Raw genomic sequence first — 18,424 nt, 5'->3', positions numbered from 1 at the left:
CGACAGGCCATGGCAGGGTCGGCCTGACGAAGTGGGGATACCGATGGTCCAGCCGGTCTTTGACGGTCACAACGATATATTGCTGCGCCTGCAGATGGCGCCAGGACGGCGTGACAGTATCTGGCTGACGGGCGAGGGGCGGGGGCACCTCGATCTGCCTCGCATGCGGGCAGGCGGTTTCGCGGGCGGCATGTTTGCGATCTATGTGCCCAGCCCCTGTGCCCCCGGTGCGCCTGACTATATGGCGATGATGGACGCGCCCCCCTATGAAATCGAGCTTCCCGCGATGCTGCCGCTCGAATGGGCGCAGCCCATCGCACTGTCGATGGCGGGACATCTGCTGTGGATGGAGCGTGCGTCAGAGGGGGCGTTCCGTCTGTGCCGCACGGCGGCAGAGATCGAGGGCGCGCGCCGCGACGGCGTCATCGCCGGTGTCATGCATATGGAGGGGGCCGAGGCGATCGATCCCGGTCTCGACGCGCTGCATGTCTTTCACGCGCTTGGCCTGCGCTCGCTCGGGCCCGTCTGGTCGCGCCCGACGGTCTTCGGTCATGGTGTCCCGTTCCGGTTTCCGGGTACGCCCGATACCGGGCCGGGGCTGAGTGATGCCGGAAAGCGGCTTGTGCGGTCGTGCAACGCGCTGCGTATCGTGCTGGATCTGAGCCATCTGAACGAGGCAGGTTTCAACGATGTGGCTGCACTTTCGGACGCTCCCCTGATTGCGACCCATTCGAACGCCCATGCCGTTACCCCTTCGACCCGGAACCTGACAGATCGCCAACTCGACATGATCCGCGAATCTCGCGGCATGGTTGGTCTGAACTTCGCGACGGTCTTTCTGCGTCCGGATGGGCGGCGTTCGCCGGACATGGGGTGGGAGCCTGTATTGCGACACCTCGATCACCTGATCGGGCGTCTTGGCGAAGACCATGTGGGTTTCGGCTCGGACTTCGATGGCGCCGAGGTGCCACAGGGCATCGGCGATGTCACAGGGTTGCCAGCCCTGATCGCGGCGCTTGAGGGGCATGGCTATGGCCCTGCGCTGATCGAAAAGCTGGCATGGGGCAACTGGGTGTCGGTCCTGCGCCGGACCTGGGGAGAATAAGAGGTCAGGCGACCTTCAGCAGGCCTTCAAGCTGGCAATTGTCGCGCACCATGTCGTCCAGCGACTGGCTGTCGAGCGTGGCGTAAAACGCCTCAACCGCCTTGGCCAGCGCGCATTTCAGCCGGCAGCAAGAGACGAGCGGGCAAGAATTGACGGCACCGGGGAAGCATTCGGTAAATGGCAGCGTGCCCTCGAAGGTACGGAAGACGTCACCCACCCGAATGTCGGTCGCGGGGCGGCCAAGTTGCAAGCCGCCAGCACGCCCGCGGATCGTGCGCAGGAACCCCTTTTGGGCCAACAGGTGAATCACCTGCGCCAGATGGTTCTCGGATGCGTTGCAGGCCCGGGCAATCTCGGCCTTTCGGACCACCCGTTGGGTGTTCACGGCGCAGAACATCAGCGTCCGCATGGCGAGGTTGGTGCGTGTGGTCAGGCGCATGGCGTGGGTTCCCCGGGGCTAAACCTGATTCTCGCCTAAGCCGTTCTGGCCATGCTTTCCTTGACTTAGATCATGTTTCCTCGGCGCAGGTTTTCAGCCGGTCAGGCATGAAATGCGCTGCACACGCCATGCAGGAAGTGATTGCCAAAGCGTTTTGGATTGATAACATGCTGACGTGGCTTGATTAAAAATAGGTGCTTTTTGGTTATGTTTGCGCTAACACGGTCGTTGCCCAGATCGGATTCTTCGCTTCGTCGCTGCGATGCGGCAAAGTCAGCTTTCAGGGCGTGCCGCCCGGCAGCCAATTAACCCGTGCCCGGCCGGGCAACAGATCGAAGTGGAACGAGACGTGAGAGACCTGAGCGAGCCGCAACTCAAGCAGGATATCCTGCGCCACCTGACCTACACGCTTGGCAAGGATGCGGCGCATGCCAGCACCTATGACTGGCGTATGGCGCTGTCCTTTGCCATCCGTGACCGGATCGTCGAGCCGTGGTTCGCATCGACCCGAAAGACATGGGATACCGGGCACAAGCGTGTCTATTACCTGTCGATGGAGTTTCTGATCGGGCGGCTGCTTGAAGACGCGACGATCAACCTTGGCCTGCGCGACATGGCCGAACAGGTGATGGCCGAGCTGGGCCAGGATTTCCGGACCATCGTCGAGGATGAGCCTGATGCCGCGCTTGGCAATGGCGGGCTTGGGCGTCTTGCTGCCTGCTTCATGGAAAGCATGGCGACGGTCGGATGCCCCGCATATGGCTATGGCATCCGCTACGAGCACGGCCTGTTCCGTCAGCGCTTTGAGGGCGGGCGTCAGGTGGAATCGCCCGAGGATTGGCTGACCCAACGCCATCCGTGGGAGTTCGAGCGCCCCGAGGCCGCCTATACCATTCCCTTCAAGGGCCATCTTGAGACCCGTGACGGGCGCGATGTCTGGGTTCCGGGCGAGACGGTTCTGGCCGAAGCCTATGACACCCCGGTGATCGGCTGGCAGGGCAAATGGGCCAATACGCTGCGGTTGTGGGGCGCCAAGCCCACGACGCTCTTTGATCTCGACCGGTTCAACCGGGGTGACTATGCCGCCGCTGCCGCACCGGAAACGCTGGCCCGCACGCTGAGCCGCGTTCTTTACCCCGATGACACGACCTATCAGGGCAAGGAACTGCGCCTGAAGCAAGAGTTCTTCCTGACATCTGCCGCGCTGCAGGACATCTTGCGCCGCTTCAAGGCGGGCGGATTCATGCTGCGCGATCTGCCCAAGCACGTCGCGATCCAGATGAACGACACGCACCCCGCGATTGCCGGGCCGGAACTGATCCGTCTTCTGGTCGATGAGAACGGGATGGAGTTCATGGAGGCGATGGAGGTGGCGCGCGCCTGCCTCGGCTACACGAACCACACGCTTCTGCCCGAGGCGCTGGAGCGTTGGGCAACCTTCACCTTCGGCAATGTCCTGCCGCGCCATATGCAGATCATCGAACGTATCGACCATTGGCATCGTGACACCTATCATCCCCCGCATTGGGTTGGGATCGTGAAACATCACGAGGTGCGAATGGGCGAGCTGGCCTTCATCATGTCGCACAAGGTGAACGGCGTTTCGGCGCTGCACTCCGATCTGGTGAAGAAGAACCTGTTTGCCGAGCTTGACGGCCTGCATCCCCGCATCATCAACCAGACCAACGGTGTCACCCCGCGGCGCTGGCTGAAGATGTGCAACCGTCCGCTGGCGGGGCTGATTACCGACACGATCGGCGAGGGCTGGGAGGCCGATCTTGACCGGCTTCGCGAGCTGGAGCCGCATGCCAAGAAAAGCGCCTTCCTTGCAGATTTCGATGCGGCAAAGCGGGCGAACAAGGTGGCGCTGGCTGGCTGGATCAAAGAGCATTGCGGCGTCACCGTCTCGGCCGATGCGCTGTTCGATGTGCAGGTCAAGCGCATCCACGAATACAAGCGGCAGCTTCTGAACATCCTTGAGACCATTGCCCGCTACCACGACATCAAGGCCGACCCCAAGAAAGACTGGGTGCCGCGCGTCAAGATCTTTGGTGGCAAGGCGGCGCCGGGCTATGCGGTCGCGAAAGAGATCATCCATCTGATCAACGACGTTGCGGCCGTGGTGAACTCCGATCCGGATGTTGGCGATCGTCTGAAGGTTGTCTATCCCGAGAACTACAACGTCAGCATGGCAGAGCGGCTGATCCCGGCAGCGGACTTGTCAGAACAGATATCCACCGCCGGCAAAGAGGCATCCGGTACCGGCAACATGAAGTTCATGATGAACGGCGCTCCGACCATCGGCACACTGGACGGTGCCAACGTCGAGATCCTGCAGGAGGTTGGCGACGAGAACTTCTTCCTGTTCGGCCTGACCGCCGAGGAGGTGATGAAGCGGCGTCAGAACCCCGATCATGCGCGGGATGCGATCACCGCCAGCCAGCCTCTGCAGGATGTGTTGCAGATGATTGCCGAGGGCCGGTTCAGCCCGTCCGAGCCGGGGCGCTATCATGAGCTGGTTCACCGGGTCTGGCACCATGACTATTTCCTCGTGGCGTCTGACTTTGATGCCTATCGAGAGGCGCAGGCGCAGGTCGATACGGCCTATGCCGACCGCAAACGCTGGTTGCGGATGGCGGCGCTGAATACCGCACGGTCTGGCTTCTTCTCGTCTGACCGGACGATCCGGGGCTACATGGCTGATGTCTGGGACGTAAAGAGCGCGCTGTAAGCGCAAGCCTAAAGCGGGGCGCCAACCGGCGCCCCGGACACCGGTTTCGCTGATGGGGGGACACATGGCGAAGGCTTCGGGGGGAAAGACGGCAAGCACCGTGCCGCTGATTGATCAGGGTTCGGCAGACGCGATCCGTCAGGGCCGCCACGGCGATCCGTTCGCGGTGCTGGGCGTGCATGATGTCGGTGGCCGGCATGTGCTGCGGGTGATGCAGCCGGGTGCGGAACAGGTCTGGGCGCTGACGCCTGATCCGGTGGCGCTGTCGCCGCTTGGCGACGGGCTGTTTGCCGGTGTTTTGCCTGCACGCGCACCCTATCGGCTTCGCGCCGAGGGGCATGGCGCGCAGTGGGAATGGGACGATCCCTATCGCTACGGCCCCGTTCTGGGTGAAATGGACGAATACCTGCTTGGCGAGGGCACGCACCGCCGCCTGTGGCAGGTGCTGGGCGCGCATGTCATCACGCATGAAGGCGCCGAGGGCACGCATTTTGCCGTCTGGGCCCCGAATGCCGAGCGGGTCTCGGTTGTTGGCGACTTCAACGTCTGGGACGGCCGCCGCCACCCCATGCGCAAGCGTGGCGCGACGGGCGTGTGGGAGATTTTTGTCCCCGGTCTCGGGGAAGGAACAACCTACAAATATGAGATCCGCGGACCGGGCGGGCAGATCCTGCCGCTCAAGGCCGATCCAGTCGGGTTCAGCAGCGAGCACGCACCCAAGAACGCCTCGGTCGTTCGGGTGATCCGGGGCGACTGGCACGACGACGACTGGATGGCCAACCGCGCAGCGCATCACCGGATCGATGCGCCGATCTCGGTCTATGAGGTGCATCTGGGATCGTGGAAGCGGGCACCGGGCGACCGGATGCTGTCGTATCTGGAGCTGGCCGAACAACTCGTCGACTATGCCGCCGACATGGGCTTTACCCATCTGGAGCTGTTGCCGGTGTCCGAGTATCCGTTTGACGGAAGCTGGGGCTATCAACCCGTGGGCCTCTTTGCCCCGACGATCCGGCACGGCACACCCGAAGAGTTCCGCGCGCTTGTCGATGCGGCCCACCGCAAGGGTCTGGGCATGATCCTCGATTGGGTGCCAGGCCACTTCCCGACCGATCCGCACGGTCTTGGCCGCTTCGATGGCACCGCGCTTTACGAACATGCCGACCCGCGCGAAGGGTTCCATCAGGACTGGAACACGCTGATCTACAACTACGGCCGGACCGAGGTTCAGAACTTCCTCGTCTCCAACGCCTTGTATTGGGTTGAAGAATTCCACGTTGACGGGTTGCGCGTCGATGCTGTGGCCTCGATGCTCTATCGCGACTATTCGCGCAGCGAAGGGCAGTGGGTTCCCAACAAGGATGGCGGGCGCGAGAATTACGAAGCCATCGCCATGATGCGCCGGATGAATACGACGGTTTACGGCGAATGCCCCGGCGTGGTGACTGTCGCCGAGGAAAGCACGGCCTTTCCGGGCGTCTCGCGTCCGGCAGACTGGGGCGGGCTCGGCTTTGGCTTCAAGTGGAACATGGGGTGGATGAACGACACGCTGTCCTATATGCAGCGCGATCCGGTCTATCGGAAGTATCACCACCACCAGATGACCTTTGGCCTGCATTACGCTTGGTCGGAAAACTATATCCTGCCGATCAGCCATGACGAGGTTGTGCATGGCAAAGGCAGCATGCTGGCCAAGATGCCCGGCGATGGGGACCAGAAGTTCGCAAACTTGCGCGCCTATTACGGGTTCATGTGGGGGCATCCGGGCAAGAAACTGTTGTTCATGGGCTGTGAATTCGCACAAGGGCGCGAATGGGCCTATCAGCAAAGCCTTGACTGGCATCTGCTGGACCATCCGCAACATGCCGGAATGCAGCGCCTGGTCCGTGATCTGAACACGCTCTATCGCGGAACGCCCGCGCTGCATGTGAACGACACACGGCCCGAGGGGTTCGAATGGCTTGAGGCGAATGATGCCGAGGGATCGACCTATGCGTGGGTGCGCAAGGGCGGGGCAGGTGATGCCCCGGTCGTCGTCGCGGTGAACATGACGCCGGTAGAGCGGCGCCTGCGCATCGGGCTTCCGCAGGAAGGTGGCTGGGACGAGGTGCTGAACACCGACGCGGCGATCTATGGCGGTGAAAACCGCGGGAACATGGGGGGTGTCGTGGCCGAGGCCGTGCCGCATCATGGCCAGCCGCATTCGGCACTGGTGACCCTGCCGCCGCTATCGGCGGTGTTCCTGCGTCGCAGTTAAGGTTCAAGGGATTTTGAGGCGGGCACTGCCCGTAGGGAGGACAACATGAAGGCAAGACCCAATCAGAGGCTTTCGTCGCAGGCCATGGCTTTCGTACTGGCCGGAGGGCGCGGGAGCCGCCTGAAGGAACTTACCGACCGCCGCGCCAAGCCTGCCGTCTATTTTGGCGGCAAGACGCGGATCATCGACTTTGCGCTGTCGAACGCGCTGAACTCTGGCGTCCGCAAGATGGCGATTGCCACGCAGTACAAGGCGCACAGCCTGATCCGCCACATGCAGCGGGGCTGGGGCTTTTTCCGGGCCGAGCGGAACGAATACCTCGACATCCTGCCCGCGAGCCAGCGGGTGGATGAGAACAAATGGTATCTCGGTACCGCCGATGCCGTCACGCAAAACATTGATATTGTTGATAGTTATGGCGTGAAATATGTGATCATCCTTGCGGGTGACCATATCTACAAGATGGACTACGAGATCATGCTCATGCAGCATGTCGCAACCCGTGCAGACGTCACCATTGGCTGTCTGACCGTGCCCAAGGAAGAGGCGACGGCCTTCGGTGTCATGCATGTCGATACCGAGGGTCGGATCACCGACTTTCTGGAAAAGCCGAAAAATCCGCCCACCATTCCCGGCGACCCGAAGAACTCTCTGGCCTCGATGGGGATCTATGTCTTCAACTGGGATTTCCTGCGTGATCTCTTGATCCGTGATGCCGAGGACCCGAACTCCAGCCACGATTTCGGAAATGACATCATCCCCGATATCGTCAAGAACGGCAAAGCCATGGCGCATAGCTTTGCGGAAAGCTGCGTGACATCGGGTCTGGAGGACGAGCCCTATTGGCGCGATGTGGGAACGATCGATGCCTTCTGGCAGGCCAACATCGACCTGACGGACTTCGTGCCGAAGCTCGATCTCTATGACAACAGCTGGCCGATCTGGACCTATGCCGAGATTGTGCCGCCCGCCAAGTTCATCCATGACGAGGATGGCCGGCGCGGATCAGCCGTGTCATCGCTGATTTCGGGCGACTGTATCGTGTCGGGGTCAGAGGTGCGGAACTCGCTGCTTTTCACAGGATGCCGGACGCATAGTTTCTCCAGCCTGGAATATGTCGTGGCCTTGCCACAGGTGGTGGTGAACCGGCGGGCCGAGCTGAAGAACTGTGTCATCGACCGGGGCGTGATCATCCCCGAGGGGCTGGTGATCGGCGAGGATCCGGTCGAAGATGCAAAGTGGTTCCGTCGGACGGACAACGGGATTGTCCTGATCACACAGGACATGATCGACGCCTGGTCGCGGGCCAAGCTGTAAACGAAGGGCCGGGGGTTTTACCCCCGGACCCCCCGGGTATTTGGGCCAAGAGGAAGTGAGGGCGCGCATGGAGATGAAGCGGGTTCTGTCAGTTGCGTCGGAATGCGTGCCGCTGATCAAGACCGGGGGGCTGGCCGATGTGGTCGGCGCCTTGCCAGCCGCCTTGCGCCCAAAGGGTTGGGATATGCGGGTGCTTATGCCTGCGTATCGCACCCTGCGCGAGGGTATCAGCGACTGGCCCGAGGTCTTTGTCGAGGAGGACCTGTTCGGCGGTCGTGGTGTGGTCAAGGCCGGCGTGCTGGAGGGGATGGGGCTTCTGCTGCTGGATGCCCCGCATCTTTATGATCGCGAGGGTGGGCCCTACAACACGGGCGGCGCCGACTGGCCCGACAACCCGCAGCGCTTTGCAGCACTTAGCTGGGTCTCCGCCAAGATCGCCCGGCACGGTCTGGGTGATGGCTGGCGGCCTCAGATCCTGCACGCGCATGACTGGCAGGCGGGTTTTGCGCCCGCCTATCTGGCCTTCGGCGGCCCGCGCGATGTGGGCAGCGTGATTACCATTCACAATATCGCATTTCAGGGCTGGGCCGATGCCAGCATGGTCGATGCCCTGCGCCTGCCGCGGCATGAGTTCCACCCCGGCTCGCTGGAGTATTTCGGGGGGCTGTCCAGCCTGAAAGCCGCAATGGTGACGGCCGACAAGATCACGACCGTATCGCCGACCTATGCGGCCGAGTTGATGCGGCCCGAGTTCGGGATGGGACTGCAGGGGTTGGTCGAGGCGCGGGCTGCGGATGTCGTGGGTATCCTGAATGGTGTCGATGAGGATGTCTGGTCGCCCGAGGGGGAGGAGATCCCGTTTGGCGCCCGCAAGATGAAAGGCAAAACTGCCAACCGTGCAGCACTTTGCGCCGAATTCGGACTGGACGTTCCGGGGCCGTTGGCCGTTGTGGTCAGCCGGCTTACGGACCAAAAGGGCATGGATCTGCTTCCGCAAGTGCTGCCGGATTTCATCGAGGCGGGTGGCGGGCTTGTGCTGCTTGGCTCTGGCGACAAGGCGCTGGAAGCTGCGATGAACCGTTTGGTTGAGCGTTTCCCCGGCCGCGTGGCGGTGAAGATCGGCTATGACGAAGGGCTGAGCCACAGGATCTTTGCTGGCGGCGATGCGGTTCTGGTGCCCTCGCGCTTTGAACCCTGCGGTCTTACGCAGATGTATGGACTGCGCTACGGCACCATTCCGGTGGTGGCGGCCGTCGGTGGCCTTGCCGATACTGTGGTAAATGCCAATCCGGCTGCGTTGGCGACAGGGGTGGCCACGGGCATCACCTTCCATCCGACAGACGCCCCGGCCTTTGCCGAGGCTCTGCGCCGCCTGGTTGCTTTGCACGCAGACAGCAAGACCTGGGGCCAGATCGTGAAACGCGCCATGGCGCAGCCCGTGGGCTGGGATGCCTCGGCTGCCGTCTATGCCGGGCTCTACGAAAGCATCCTGCGCACATGATCGCCCACGGACAGACCCCACCCGACAGGCTTGCCGGGCACGCAGTCTCGGCGGGCAGGCCTTGGCCGATGGGGGCGAGCTTTGATGGAGAGGGGGTGAACTTCGCCCTGTTCTCGGCCCATGCCGAGCGTGTGGAGCTGTGCCTCTTTTCGCCCGATGGGCGTAAGGAGATGTGTCGCATCCCGCTGCGCGAACGCGATGGCGACATCTGGCATGTGCATGTTGGCGGGCTGACACCCGGCACGCTTTATGGCTACCGCGTTCATGGTCCCTATGCACCCGAGGGTGGGCACCGCTTCAACCCGCATAAATTGTTGATCGACCCCTATGCGCGCCAGCTGTCGGGGCGGCTGAAATGGTCGGATGCGATGATGGGCTACAAGGTCGGCAGCAATCGCGCCGATCTGTCGTTCGACACGCGCGACAGCGCCTTTGCGGTGCCGAAGTCGGTGGTGGTGGACCCGAGTTTCAACTGGGGGCCAGATCGTGCGCCACGCACGCCGATGCATGACACGGTGATCTATGAGGCGCATGTCAAAGGAATGACGGCGCTGCATGCGGGCGTCGAAAAAGCACTGCGGGGCAGTTATCTGGGGCTCGCTTCCGATGCCGTGCTGGAGCACCTTCAGAAACTCGGCGTCACCGCGATCGAGCTTTTGCCGGCGCATGCCTTTCTGGACGATCGCTTTCTGGTCGCCAAGGGGCTGCGCAACTATTGGGGTTACCAGACGCTTGGGTTCTTTGCGCCCGAACCGCGGTATATGTCGCGCGGCGAGATCTGGGAGTTCCAGACCATGGTCCGCCGCTTTCATGCCGCGGGGATCGAGGTTCTGCTGGATGTGGTCTACAACCATTCGGGCGAGGGGGACGAGCTTGGCCCGACCCTGTCATTCCGCGGGATCGACAACCGCAGTTACTATCGGCTGCGTGATGGCGGGCGGTTTTACGTCAATGACACGGGCACCGGAAACACGCTGAACCTGACGCATCCGATGGTACTGCGGATGGTGATGGATTCGCTTCGCTATTGGGTCGAGGTGATGCATGTCGATGGCTTCCGCTTTGATCTCGCGAGTGTTCTGGGGCGTGAGTTGCACGGCTTTGACCCGCAAAGCGGTTTCTTTGATGCGATCCGGCAGGACCCCGTGCTGGCCCGCGTGAAACTGATTGCCGAACCGTGGGACATCGGCCCCGGCGGCTATCAACTGGGCAATTTCCCGCATCCCTTCAGTGAGTGGAATGACAAGTTCCGCGACGGTCTGCGCAGGTTCTGGCGCGGCGATGCGGGGATGGTGCCGGATCTTGCCAAACGCCTTCTGGGCAGCGCCGAGCGGTTTGACGCGGCCGGCAGGGCAGCAACCACATCGATCAACTTTGTGACCGCACATGACGGGTTCACACTGGAAGATCTGGTCAGCTTCACCATGAAGCGCAACTTTGCCAATGGCGAAGAAAACCGCGACGGCCATTCCGACAACCATTCCGACAATCTGGGGGTCGAGGGCGCTACCAGCGACCCGGCGGTGCGCGCGGCGCGCGATCTGCGTAAACGCAACCTGCTGGCGACGTTGATGCTGGCCCAAGGCACGCCCATGCTGCTGGCGGGGGATGAGATCGGCAACAGCCAACAGGGCAACAACAACGCCTACGCGCAGGACAACGAGATCGGCTGGATCGACTGGTCAAAAGGAGACAAGCGGCTGTCTGCCTTCGTTTCACGGCTGATTGCATTGCGCAAGGCGCATCGCGTCCTGCGGCAGCGGCGGTTCCTGCATGGGCGCGTTCGCGCGGTTGATGGCCTGCCCGATGTGATCTGGCGCCGCGCTGACGGATCCGTCCCGAACCCCGAGGATTGGCACGATCCGGCTTTCCGCTGTCTTTGTGTCGAGCTGCGCCGGGCAGCCGAAGGGGATCTTGCTGATCGAGAGGCAATTTTCGCTGTATTCAATGTGGGTTGCGCGCAGAAGTTGACGTTGCCTGACACTGTGCCCGCCTGGCAGTTGCTGCTTGATACCACCCGTCCGGAGGCGCGTCCTGAACCCGCCCGACAGGGCCTTGAGATACCTGCCAATTCCGTGCTTGTCTTCGCTCCGAAATCTGATTGAGGGCCACCATGACCGCCTTGACCATCGCCACCCAACCTATCGCGGGCCAGAAGCCCGGCACCTCGGGCTTGCGCAAGAAGACCCCGGTCTTCATGGGTCCGCACTATCTGCAGAACTTTGTCCAGTCGATCTTCGATGCGATTGGCGGCGCGCAGGCCAAGACCTTCGTTCTGGGGGGCGACGGGCGCTACTTCAACGACCGTGCGGCGCAGATCATCCTGAAGATGGCGGCGGCCAACGGTGCGGCCAAGGTGATCGTGGGGCAGAACGCGGTTCTGTCAACTCCGGCCGCCAGCCACTTGATCAGGCTAAATAAAACGGATGGCGGCATCATCATGTCGGCCAGCCATAACCCCGGTGGGCCGGATGAGGACTTCGGCGTCAAGTTCAACATGCCGAACGGCGGTCCCGCGCCCGAGGCAGTCACCGAGGCGATGTTCCAGCGCACCACGGAAATCACCGAATACCGCATCTCGGACGCAGCCGACATTGATCTGGGCCGCGTGGGCCCGACCACGCTCGACGGGATGGTGGTCGAGGTTGTGGACAGCGTGACCGACTATGCCGCGCTGATGGAGACGCTTTTTGATTTCGCCGCGATCAAGGCGATGTTCGCGAGTGGATTCCGGATGCGCTTTGATGCGATGTGCGCCGTAACTGGCCCATACGCAACGGAAATTCTGGAGAACCGCCTTGGCGCCGCGCCCGGAACCGTGACGCATGGCACGCCCTTGCCGGACTTTGGTGGCATGCATCCCGACCCGAACCCGACCTGGGCGCATGAACTGATGGACGAGATGATGGGGCCTGACGCCCCGGACTTTGGCGCCGCTTCCGATGGCGACGGCGACCGCAACATGGTGGTGGGGCGCGGTGTCTATGTCTCTCCGTCTGACAGCCTTGCGGTGCTGGCGGCGAACGCCCATCTGGCGCCTGGATATGCGCGCGGCCTTGCAGGGGTCGCCCGCTCGATGCCCACCTCTGCGGCAGCTGATCGGGTGGCGGATGCGCTTGGCATCGGCAAGTTTGAAACGCCAACGGGTTGGAAATTCTTCGGCAATCTGCTCGATGCAGGCAAGGCCACGCTCTGCGGTGAAGAGTCGTTTGGCACCGGGTCAGACCATGTGCGCGAGAAGGACGGGCTTTGGGCGGTCCTTCTTTGGCTGAACATTCTGGCCGTGCGCAAGCAATCGGTGGCCGAGATCATGGCCGAGCACTTTGCCAAGTACGGTCGCAACTACTACAGCCGCCATGATTTCGAGGCGATCGCCACCGACAAGGCTGATGCGATGATGGCCGAACTGCGTGGCAACCTTGCCAGCCTGAAGGGGCGCGTGGTCGAGGGGATGGAGATCGCGGGCGCCGACGATTTCGCCTATACCGACCCGGTCGATGGCTCGGTCAGTCAGAAGCAGGGCGTGCGGATCCTGTTCACCGATGGCTCGCGCATCGTGATGCGACTATCCGGCACCGGAACCGAGGGCGCGACGCTGCGGGTTTACCTTGAGCGGTTCACCCCAGGCCCCGAAGGCCTCGACCATGATCCGCAAGAGGCACTGGCGCCGGTGATACGGGCCGCGCATGCCTTGGCCGGGATTGAAAGACATACCGGGCGCACCGAGCCTAACGTCATCACGTGAAGTCACGGATCTCAGACTTTCGGCTTGCTTGTTCCGGGGCCGTGCTTCGCTAAACTGGTGGCCTGAACGGAGGCCACCACAAATGTCGGACAGGGTTCTGGAAACCGCACTTATCATTGATGACCACCCGCTGTTCTGCGACGCGCTCTCCATCACGTTGCGCGCCGTTGTGGGGGTGAATCAGGTCGAAACGGTCGACAGGCTTGAAACGGCGCTGGCACGGCTCGACCTGTCACCGATGCCCGATGTGATCGTGCTGGATCTGAACTTGCCTGATGTGACGGGGCTTGATGGCCTGATCCGCCTGAAGGGTGCGGCGGGCGCCACCCCGGTTGCAGTGGTTTCCAGCCTGACCGACACGCGAGTCATTGCCGCCGCATTGCAGGCGGGGGCGGCGGCCTTCGTGCCGAAGCATTCCCGCCGCGACGTATTTCGCGATGCTTTCGAGGCGATCCGCGCTGGCAGGGTCTATACACCCGAGGGATATGTCGCCCCGGCCGAGGGGAATGCAGGCAGCACCCGCGAACAGGCTTTGGCACGACTGGCGTTGTTGACGCGGCAGCAGGCCAAGATCCTTCAGCTGATTTGCGAAGGCCGGCTGAACAAGCAGATTGCCTATGACTTGTCGATCGCGGAAACTACGGTGAAGGCCCATGTCACCGCGATCATGCGCAAGCTTGGCGTGCAGAGCCGCACGCAGGCGGTGCTGATTGCGAACGAGGCGAACTTCAACACGATCATGCCGGAAACCGGCTGACGTCTTGATACGCAACATGGGGGCTGACGGCGCGAAGGGAGGCGCTCCGTATGACCGATGGACAGGTGATCGCCACCGCGCATGTCTCTGCGCGTGAGGCCGGTGCTGGCCGGGCGCTTGTGGATGCGCTTGGTCCTGGGCCGTTCTCCTGCATCATGGTTTTTGCCTCGCCCGAGGCCGATCTCGATGCCCTTCTGTCTGAGCAGGGCTTCGGCGCCCCGGTGATCGGTTGCACGACGGCGGGGGAAATCTCGGATGAAGGGTACAGCGAGGGTGGCATCGTGGCCCTTGGTTTGCCGACAGAGTTCTTCGATACCGAACTGGTTTTTGTGCCAAGCCTTGCCCCGCTCGACCATGATCGCACCATCGGACAGTTGATCCGGGCGCGGGCCAATCTTGCCGCGCGCAACCCGGAATGGGAGCATGAGTTTGCCTTTCTGATGGTCGATGGCCTCTCGACGCGCGAGGATGATCTGACGGCCACGCTGGCTTCGGGGCTTGGGCCAGTGCCGCTTTTTGGCGGATCTGCGGCGGATGGAACGCGTTTTGCCCAGACCTTTATCCTGCATGCCGGGCGGCGCCACAGGAATGCGGCTGTGCTGGCGATGGTGCGGTCGCGCTGCCGCGTGCGTGTGTTCAATCTTGACCATCTGGTGCCCACCGACACGCGCATGGTGGTGACCGAGGCCGATCCTGCGCATCGCACTGTGCGCAAGATCAATGCAGAACCTGCAGCGCGTGAATATGCGCGCCTTCTGGGCAAGGACCCGGGCCAGCTCGATTCCTTCACCTTTGCCGCGCATCCAGTGGTGGTGCGCGTGGGCGGGCGGCACCATGTCAGGGCGATCCAGCAGGTTGCGCCAAATGGGGATCTCGTGTTCTTCTCGGCGATAGACGAGGGGCTGGTGCTGACCCTGGCCGAGCCGCAGGACATGGTGACCCATCTGGAACGCGAACTTGCCAGCCTGTCGACGGGCACTCCGCCCGAGGCGATCCTCGCCTGCGACTGCATCTTGCGTCGGATGGAGGCGCTGGAAAAGCAGAAGTACGGCGCCGTTTCCGCAATCCTGCGCGAAAACCGGGTTTTCGGGTTTTCGACCTATGGTGAACAGTTGAACTCGATGCACGTCAACCAGACGATGACCGGGGTCGCGATCTACCCGCCCGGGGTATAAGCGATGACAGCCCCCAATGCGCTTAGCCTGCTGAACCCCACAGACCCGCCTGAACGCCAGCGGGACAAGCTGCTGGCCATTGCCGAGGCGCTGATGCGACGGGTGGAGCAGGCCACCGATGACAACGGCGCTGCCTATGCCCAGTTTCAGCGCGCCGCGATGCTGGAGGATCAGGTCCGCTCGCGCACCCGCGATCTGGAGCGTGCGCTGGACCTTCTGCACCAGTCGAACGCGCGGCTTGCCGAGGCCAATCAGGAAACCGAGGCCGCCCGTCGCAACCTCGCCGATGCGATCGAGACGGTGCAAGAGGGGTTTGCGCTCTTCGGTCCTGACGAGGTGCTCGTCATGTGCAACTCGCGTTTCGGGATGCATATGCTGGACCTGCGCGACCATCTAAAACCGGGGCTGACCTTCGATGACTATGTCGAACGGGTCAGCCTATCGCGCTATCTGGCGCTGCCTGAAGGCGAGACACCCGAGGCGTGGGCGATCCGGCGACGCAAGCGGCATGAGGATCGGCATGTCATCTTCAATGTCCGCCTGATCTGGGATCGCTGGCTGCAGATATCAGAGCACCGGACCGCGAATGGCGGGACCGTCATCATCCAGACCGACGTGACCGACATCATCCGGCTGGAGCGGGAACAGCGCGGGCGGATGCTTGACGATCAGGCCCGTATCATCCGTGCGACGCTCGATCATATCGCGCAGGGGGTCTGCATCTTTGATGCCCGTCAGAGGCTTGTGGGCTGGAATGAACGGTTGGGCGATCTGCTGGCCATTCCGCTGACGCGGTTCCGTATGGGCGTAGGGATCGCGACGCTGCTGGAGCGGTTGGAGAGCGAGATCACCTTTGGGGATATCTCGGGCGCGATGCAGCTTGCCGAATGGGCCCGGTCCGGCCCAGGTCGGGCCAAGCTGCATTTCGAGTTGAAGCGCGGCCCCCTGATCCTGCAAGCCGACGCCGAAGAGATGCCTGACGGCGGTTTCGTGATATCTTTCACCGACATCACGCCCGAACGCGATGCTTTGGCGCAGCTTTCGGCTGTGAATGAAACGCTCGAGGCGCGGGTGATGGAGCGGACGCTGGAGCTTGCCGATGCCCTGGCTGATGCCGAGCGCGCCAATGCCAGCCGTGCGCGTTTTGTGGCTGCTGCGAGCCATGACCTTCTGCAACCCCTGTCGGCGGCGAAGCTCTTCATGGGTTCGATTGCCGCCGAGTCTCTGGCGCCGGTCGCGGCCGAGGCGGTGACAAAGGCGCAGAACGCGCTCAATCAGGTGGAAGGCATCCTTGCGGCGCTGCTCGATATCTCCAAACTTGAATCGGGGCGGCTGGCCGTCAATCCCGTGCCTGTTCGGCTGGACCGCATCCTCGATCCGCTGCGCGAAGAATTTGCCGCACTCGCGGCGGCAAAGGGGCTGCAACTGACCGTGTTGCCCAGTTCGGCGGTTGTGGTGTCTGACCCGGCCTATCTGCGGCGCATCCTGCAAAACCTGATCGCCAATGCCGTACGCTATACCCGTGAGGGCCGCGTTCTGGTGGGGGCACGTCGGGCTGGCGGCATGATCCGTCTTGAAGTGCGAGATACCGGGCCCGGGATCGCCGAAGAGGATCAGGACGCGATCTTTCGCGAGTTCCACAGGCTCGATGCGCCGGCCTCTGCCTCTGAAGGGATGGGGTTGGGCCTTGCCATTGTCGAACGGGCCTGCGCGGCCCTCGGCCACCCGCTGGGCCTGCAGTCCGAGGTTGGGCGCGGCAGTTGCTTCATGGTGCAACTTGGTCTTGGCGACACCTTGGCTGATACGATAACGGCGCCGAATCCCGTGAAACCCGAGCCGGTGCTGGAAAGCGGTGACCGGATCGCCTTTCTGGTCGAGAACGAGCCTGATCTGCGCCACGCCATGACGCTGCTGCTGGAGAAATGGGGCCTGAGCGTCCTGGATGCCGGCAGCGCCGAAGAGGCCATCGCGCTGATCGAAGAGATTGGCATCCTTCCAGATGCCTTTCTGGTCGATCAGCAACTCGGCGAAGGCATGTCGGGGCTTGAATTCCTGCGCGTGATCCGCGCACGCTATGGAATGGTCCCCGCATGTCTGATCACGGCCGAACGCAGTCCAGCACTTGCTGCTGAATGCGACCGCGATCAGGTTCAGCGTTTCCTGAAACCCATCGATGCGCGGGCGCTTGAATCCTGGCTTGCGGCGCAGACAGTTACGACCTTCGTTCGATAGCGCAATCAGAGTGGCTCGGGCTATCGTTCAGCCAATCGGGAGGTGACGACGATGCAACTGAACGATCAGCGAGATATCAAGGCAGCGCCGGACGTGGTCTGGGCAGCCATTCTGGACCCTCAGATGCTGCAGGCAGCCATTCCGGGATGCGAGAGCGTTTCCGGTTCGGTTGAGGACGGGTTCGAGGCCGTCGTGACGCAGAAGGTGGGCCCGGTGAAGGCCACCTTTACCGGCATGGTGCGGTTCTCGGATATCCAGCCGGGGCAGGGCCTGACCATCTCGGGTGAGGGCAAGGGTGGGCCTGCGGGCTTTGCCAAGGGTGGCGCAAAGGTGCGGCTTGATCCGATCCCCGAAGGTACGCGCCTGTCCTACGAGGTTGACGCCAGCGTCGGGGGCAAGCTCGCCCAGCTTGGCAGCCGGATCATTGACGGATTTGCCAAGAAGATGGCTGACGAATTCTTCCAGCGCTTCCAGCAGGCGGTGGAAGGTCCGGTGACGGTGGCGGAGGAGGAGGCCGCCCCCGAAGAACCGGCGCCGGAAGGCGAACCCAAGAAGGGATGGTTCAAGCGGCTTCTTGGCTGATTGACCCCCATCCCCAGCGAAGACAAAGCCAGGGAGGAGAGAATGGCGAAAGTCTCGATGACGGTGAACGGCAAGACCGTGACCCGAGAGGTAGAGGGCAGGACGCTGCTCTCTACCTTTTTGCGTGAGGACCTGGGGCTGACGGGCACCCATATCGGCTGCGATACCTCGCAATGTGGTGCCTGCACCGTGCATGTGGATGGCCAGCAGGTGAAAGGTTGCACCGTCTTTGCGCTGGACGTCGATGGCGCGGATATCCGCACCATCGAAGGAATGGCCAACAAGGACGGATCCCTTTCGGTGATCCAGCAGGCGTTCCAGGACCACCACGGTTTGCAATGCGGCTTCTGCACCCCCGGAATGGTGATGGCGGCGGCCTCGCTTCTGGCGGTGAACCCCAAGCCGACCGAGGCGGAGATCCGTCATCACCTTGAGGGCAACCTGTGCCGCTGCACGGGCTACCACAATATCGTCAAGGCGGTCATGGCGGCGTCCGGGCAGGATGTCGGCAGCATCGCGGCTGAATGATTGCTTTAAATCAGGGTATTGCGGGGCGTTCTTGACGCTTCCGCCTCAGGGAGGT

The 18,424-nt window shown here is 62.5% G+C and carries 13 protein-coding genes; 12 read left to right on the top strand and 1 reads right to left on the bottom strand.

Annotated elements, in window-relative coordinates:
• Positions 1-43: 43 nt before the first annotated feature.
• The gene (locus FQU74_RS07970) at positions 44-1,105 is read left to right on the top strand and encodes a dipeptidase (RefSeq protein ID WP_146285865.1); all 1,062 of its coding nucleotides are present in this window, start codon (positions 44-46) and stop codon (positions 1,103-1,105) included.
• Between the two features lie 4 nt (positions 1,106-1,109).
• Here the strand turns inward: FQU74_RS07970 and FQU74_RS07965 are convergent, their stop codons facing one another.
• Positions 1,110-1,544: an RrF2 family transcriptional regulator gene (locus FQU74_RS07965; RefSeq protein ID WP_146285864.1), complete on the bottom strand. Its 435-nt coding sequence runs from the start codon at positions 1,542-1,544 to the stop codon at positions 1,110-1,112.
• Between the two features lie 349 nt (positions 1,545-1,893).
• Between FQU74_RS07965 and FQU74_RS07960 the strand changes: the two genes are divergently transcribed.
• The 11 genes from FQU74_RS07960 (at position 1,894) to FQU74_RS07910 (ending at position 18,369) form a co-directional block, all read left to right on the top strand.
• Entirely contained in the window at positions 1,894-4,275 is a 2,382-nt protein-coding gene (locus FQU74_RS07960) for a glycogen/starch/alpha-glucan phosphorylase (protein ID WP_229704299.1), read from the top strand.
• Positions 4,276-4,339: 64 nt separating this feature from the next.
• Complete coding sequence (gene glgB / locus FQU74_RS07955) at positions 4,340-6,532, top strand: 1,4-alpha-glucan branching protein GlgB (protein WP_146285862.1); 2,193 nt, start codon at positions 4,340-4,342, stop codon at positions 6,530-6,532.
• Between the two features lie 45 nt (positions 6,533-6,577).
• Positions 6,578-7,849, top strand: a complete 1,272-nt coding sequence (gene glgC / locus FQU74_RS07950; RefSeq protein ID WP_146285861.1) for a glucose-1-phosphate adenylyltransferase — start codon at positions 6,578-6,580, stop codon at positions 7,847-7,849.
• 73 nt (positions 7,850-7,922) lie between these two features.
• On the top strand, positions 7,923-9,350 hold the full coding sequence (gene glgA, locus FQU74_RS07945) for a glycogen synthase GlgA (RefSeq protein WP_146286242.1): 1,428 nt from the start codon (positions 7,923-7,925) through the stop codon (positions 9,348-9,350).
• Positions 9,347-11,455, top strand: coding sequence for a glycogen debranching protein GlgX (gene glgX, locus FQU74_RS07940; RefSeq protein ID WP_146285860.1), 2,109 nt, complete (start codon positions 9,347-9,349; stop codon positions 11,453-11,455). Before glgA ends, glgX begins: the two co-directional genes overlap by 4 nt.
• A gap of 8 nt (positions 11,456-11,463) precedes the next feature.
• Entirely contained in the window at positions 11,464-13,095 is a 1,632-nt protein-coding gene (locus tag FQU74_RS07935; protein ID WP_146285859.1) for an alpha-D-glucose phosphate-specific phosphoglucomutase, read from the top strand.
• A gap of 82 nt (positions 13,096-13,177) precedes the next feature.
• Complete coding sequence (locus FQU74_RS07930; RefSeq protein ID WP_146285858.1) at positions 13,178-13,852, top strand: response regulator transcription factor; 675 nt, start codon at positions 13,178-13,180, stop codon at positions 13,850-13,852.
• 50 nt (positions 13,853-13,902) lie between these two features.
• Positions 13,903-15,027, top strand: a complete 1,125-nt coding sequence (locus FQU74_RS07925; protein WP_146285857.1) for an FIST N-terminal domain-containing protein — start codon at positions 13,903-13,905, stop codon at positions 15,025-15,027.
• A gap of 3 nt (positions 15,028-15,030) precedes the next feature.
• Complete coding sequence (locus FQU74_RS07920) at positions 15,031-17,259, top strand: hybrid sensor histidine kinase/response regulator (protein WP_146285856.1); 2,229 nt, start codon at positions 15,031-15,033, stop codon at positions 17,257-17,259.
• Between the two features lie 51 nt (positions 17,260-17,310).
• Complete coding sequence (locus tag FQU74_RS07915; RefSeq protein WP_146285855.1) at positions 17,311-17,841, top strand: SRPBCC family protein; 531 nt, start codon at positions 17,311-17,313, stop codon at positions 17,839-17,841.
• A 42-nt stretch (positions 17,842-17,883) separates the two neighbouring features.
• Complete coding sequence (locus FQU74_RS07910; protein WP_146285854.1) at positions 17,884-18,369, top strand: (2Fe-2S)-binding protein; 486 nt, start codon at positions 17,884-17,886, stop codon at positions 18,367-18,369.
• The last annotated feature ends 55 nt before the right edge of the window (positions 18,370-18,424 follow it).

Source organism: Gemmobacter aquaticus (assembly GCF_007859075.1).
Taxonomy (GTDB): domain Bacteria; phylum Pseudomonadota; class Alphaproteobacteria; order Rhodobacterales; family Rhodobacteraceae; genus Gemmobacter; species Gemmobacter aquaticus.
Note: the sequence above shows the minus strand (reverse complement) of the source record. Positions and strands in the feature narration are given on the sequence as shown.

Excerpts from the sequence above, each read along its gene's own strand:
- FQU74_RS07970 (WP_146285865.1), top strand. The coding sequence starts at position 44 with ATGGTCCAGCCGGTCTTTGACGGTCACAACGATATATTGCTGCGCCTG.
- FQU74_RS07965 (WP_146285864.1), bottom strand. The coding sequence starts at position 1,544 with ATGCGCCTGACCACACGCACCAACCTCGCCATGCGGACGCTGATGTTC.
- glgB (WP_146285862.1), top strand. The coding sequence starts at position 4,340 with ATGGCGAAGGCTTCGGGGGGAAAGACGGCAAGCACCGTGCCGCTGATT.
- glgC (WP_146285861.1), top strand. The coding sequence starts at position 6,578 with ATGAAGGCAAGACCCAATCAGAGGCTTTCGTCGCAGGCCATGGCTTTC.
- glgA (WP_146286242.1), top strand. The coding sequence starts at position 7,923 with ATGAAGCGGGTTCTGTCAGTTGCGTCGGAATGCGTGCCGCTGATCAAG.
- glgX (WP_146285860.1), top strand. The coding sequence starts at position 9,347 with ATGATCGCCCACGGACAGACCCCACCCGACAGGCTTGCCGGGCACGCA.
- FQU74_RS07935 (WP_146285859.1), top strand. The coding sequence starts at position 11,464 with ATGACCGCCTTGACCATCGCCACCCAACCTATCGCGGGCCAGAAGCCC.
- FQU74_RS07930 (WP_146285858.1), top strand. The coding sequence starts at position 13,178 with ATGTCGGACAGGGTTCTGGAAACCGCACTTATCATTGATGACCACCCG.
- FQU74_RS07925 (WP_146285857.1), top strand. The coding sequence starts at position 13,903 with ATGACCGATGGACAGGTGATCGCCACCGCGCATGTCTCTGCGCGTGAG.
- FQU74_RS07920 (WP_146285856.1), top strand. The coding sequence starts at position 15,031 with ATGACAGCCCCCAATGCGCTTAGCCTGCTGAACCCCACAGACCCGCCT.
- FQU74_RS07915 (WP_146285855.1), top strand. The coding sequence starts at position 17,311 with ATGCAACTGAACGATCAGCGAGATATCAAGGCAGCGCCGGACGTGGTC.
- FQU74_RS07910 (WP_146285854.1), top strand. The coding sequence starts at position 17,884 with ATGGCGAAAGTCTCGATGACGGTGAACGGCAAGACCGTGACCCGAGAG.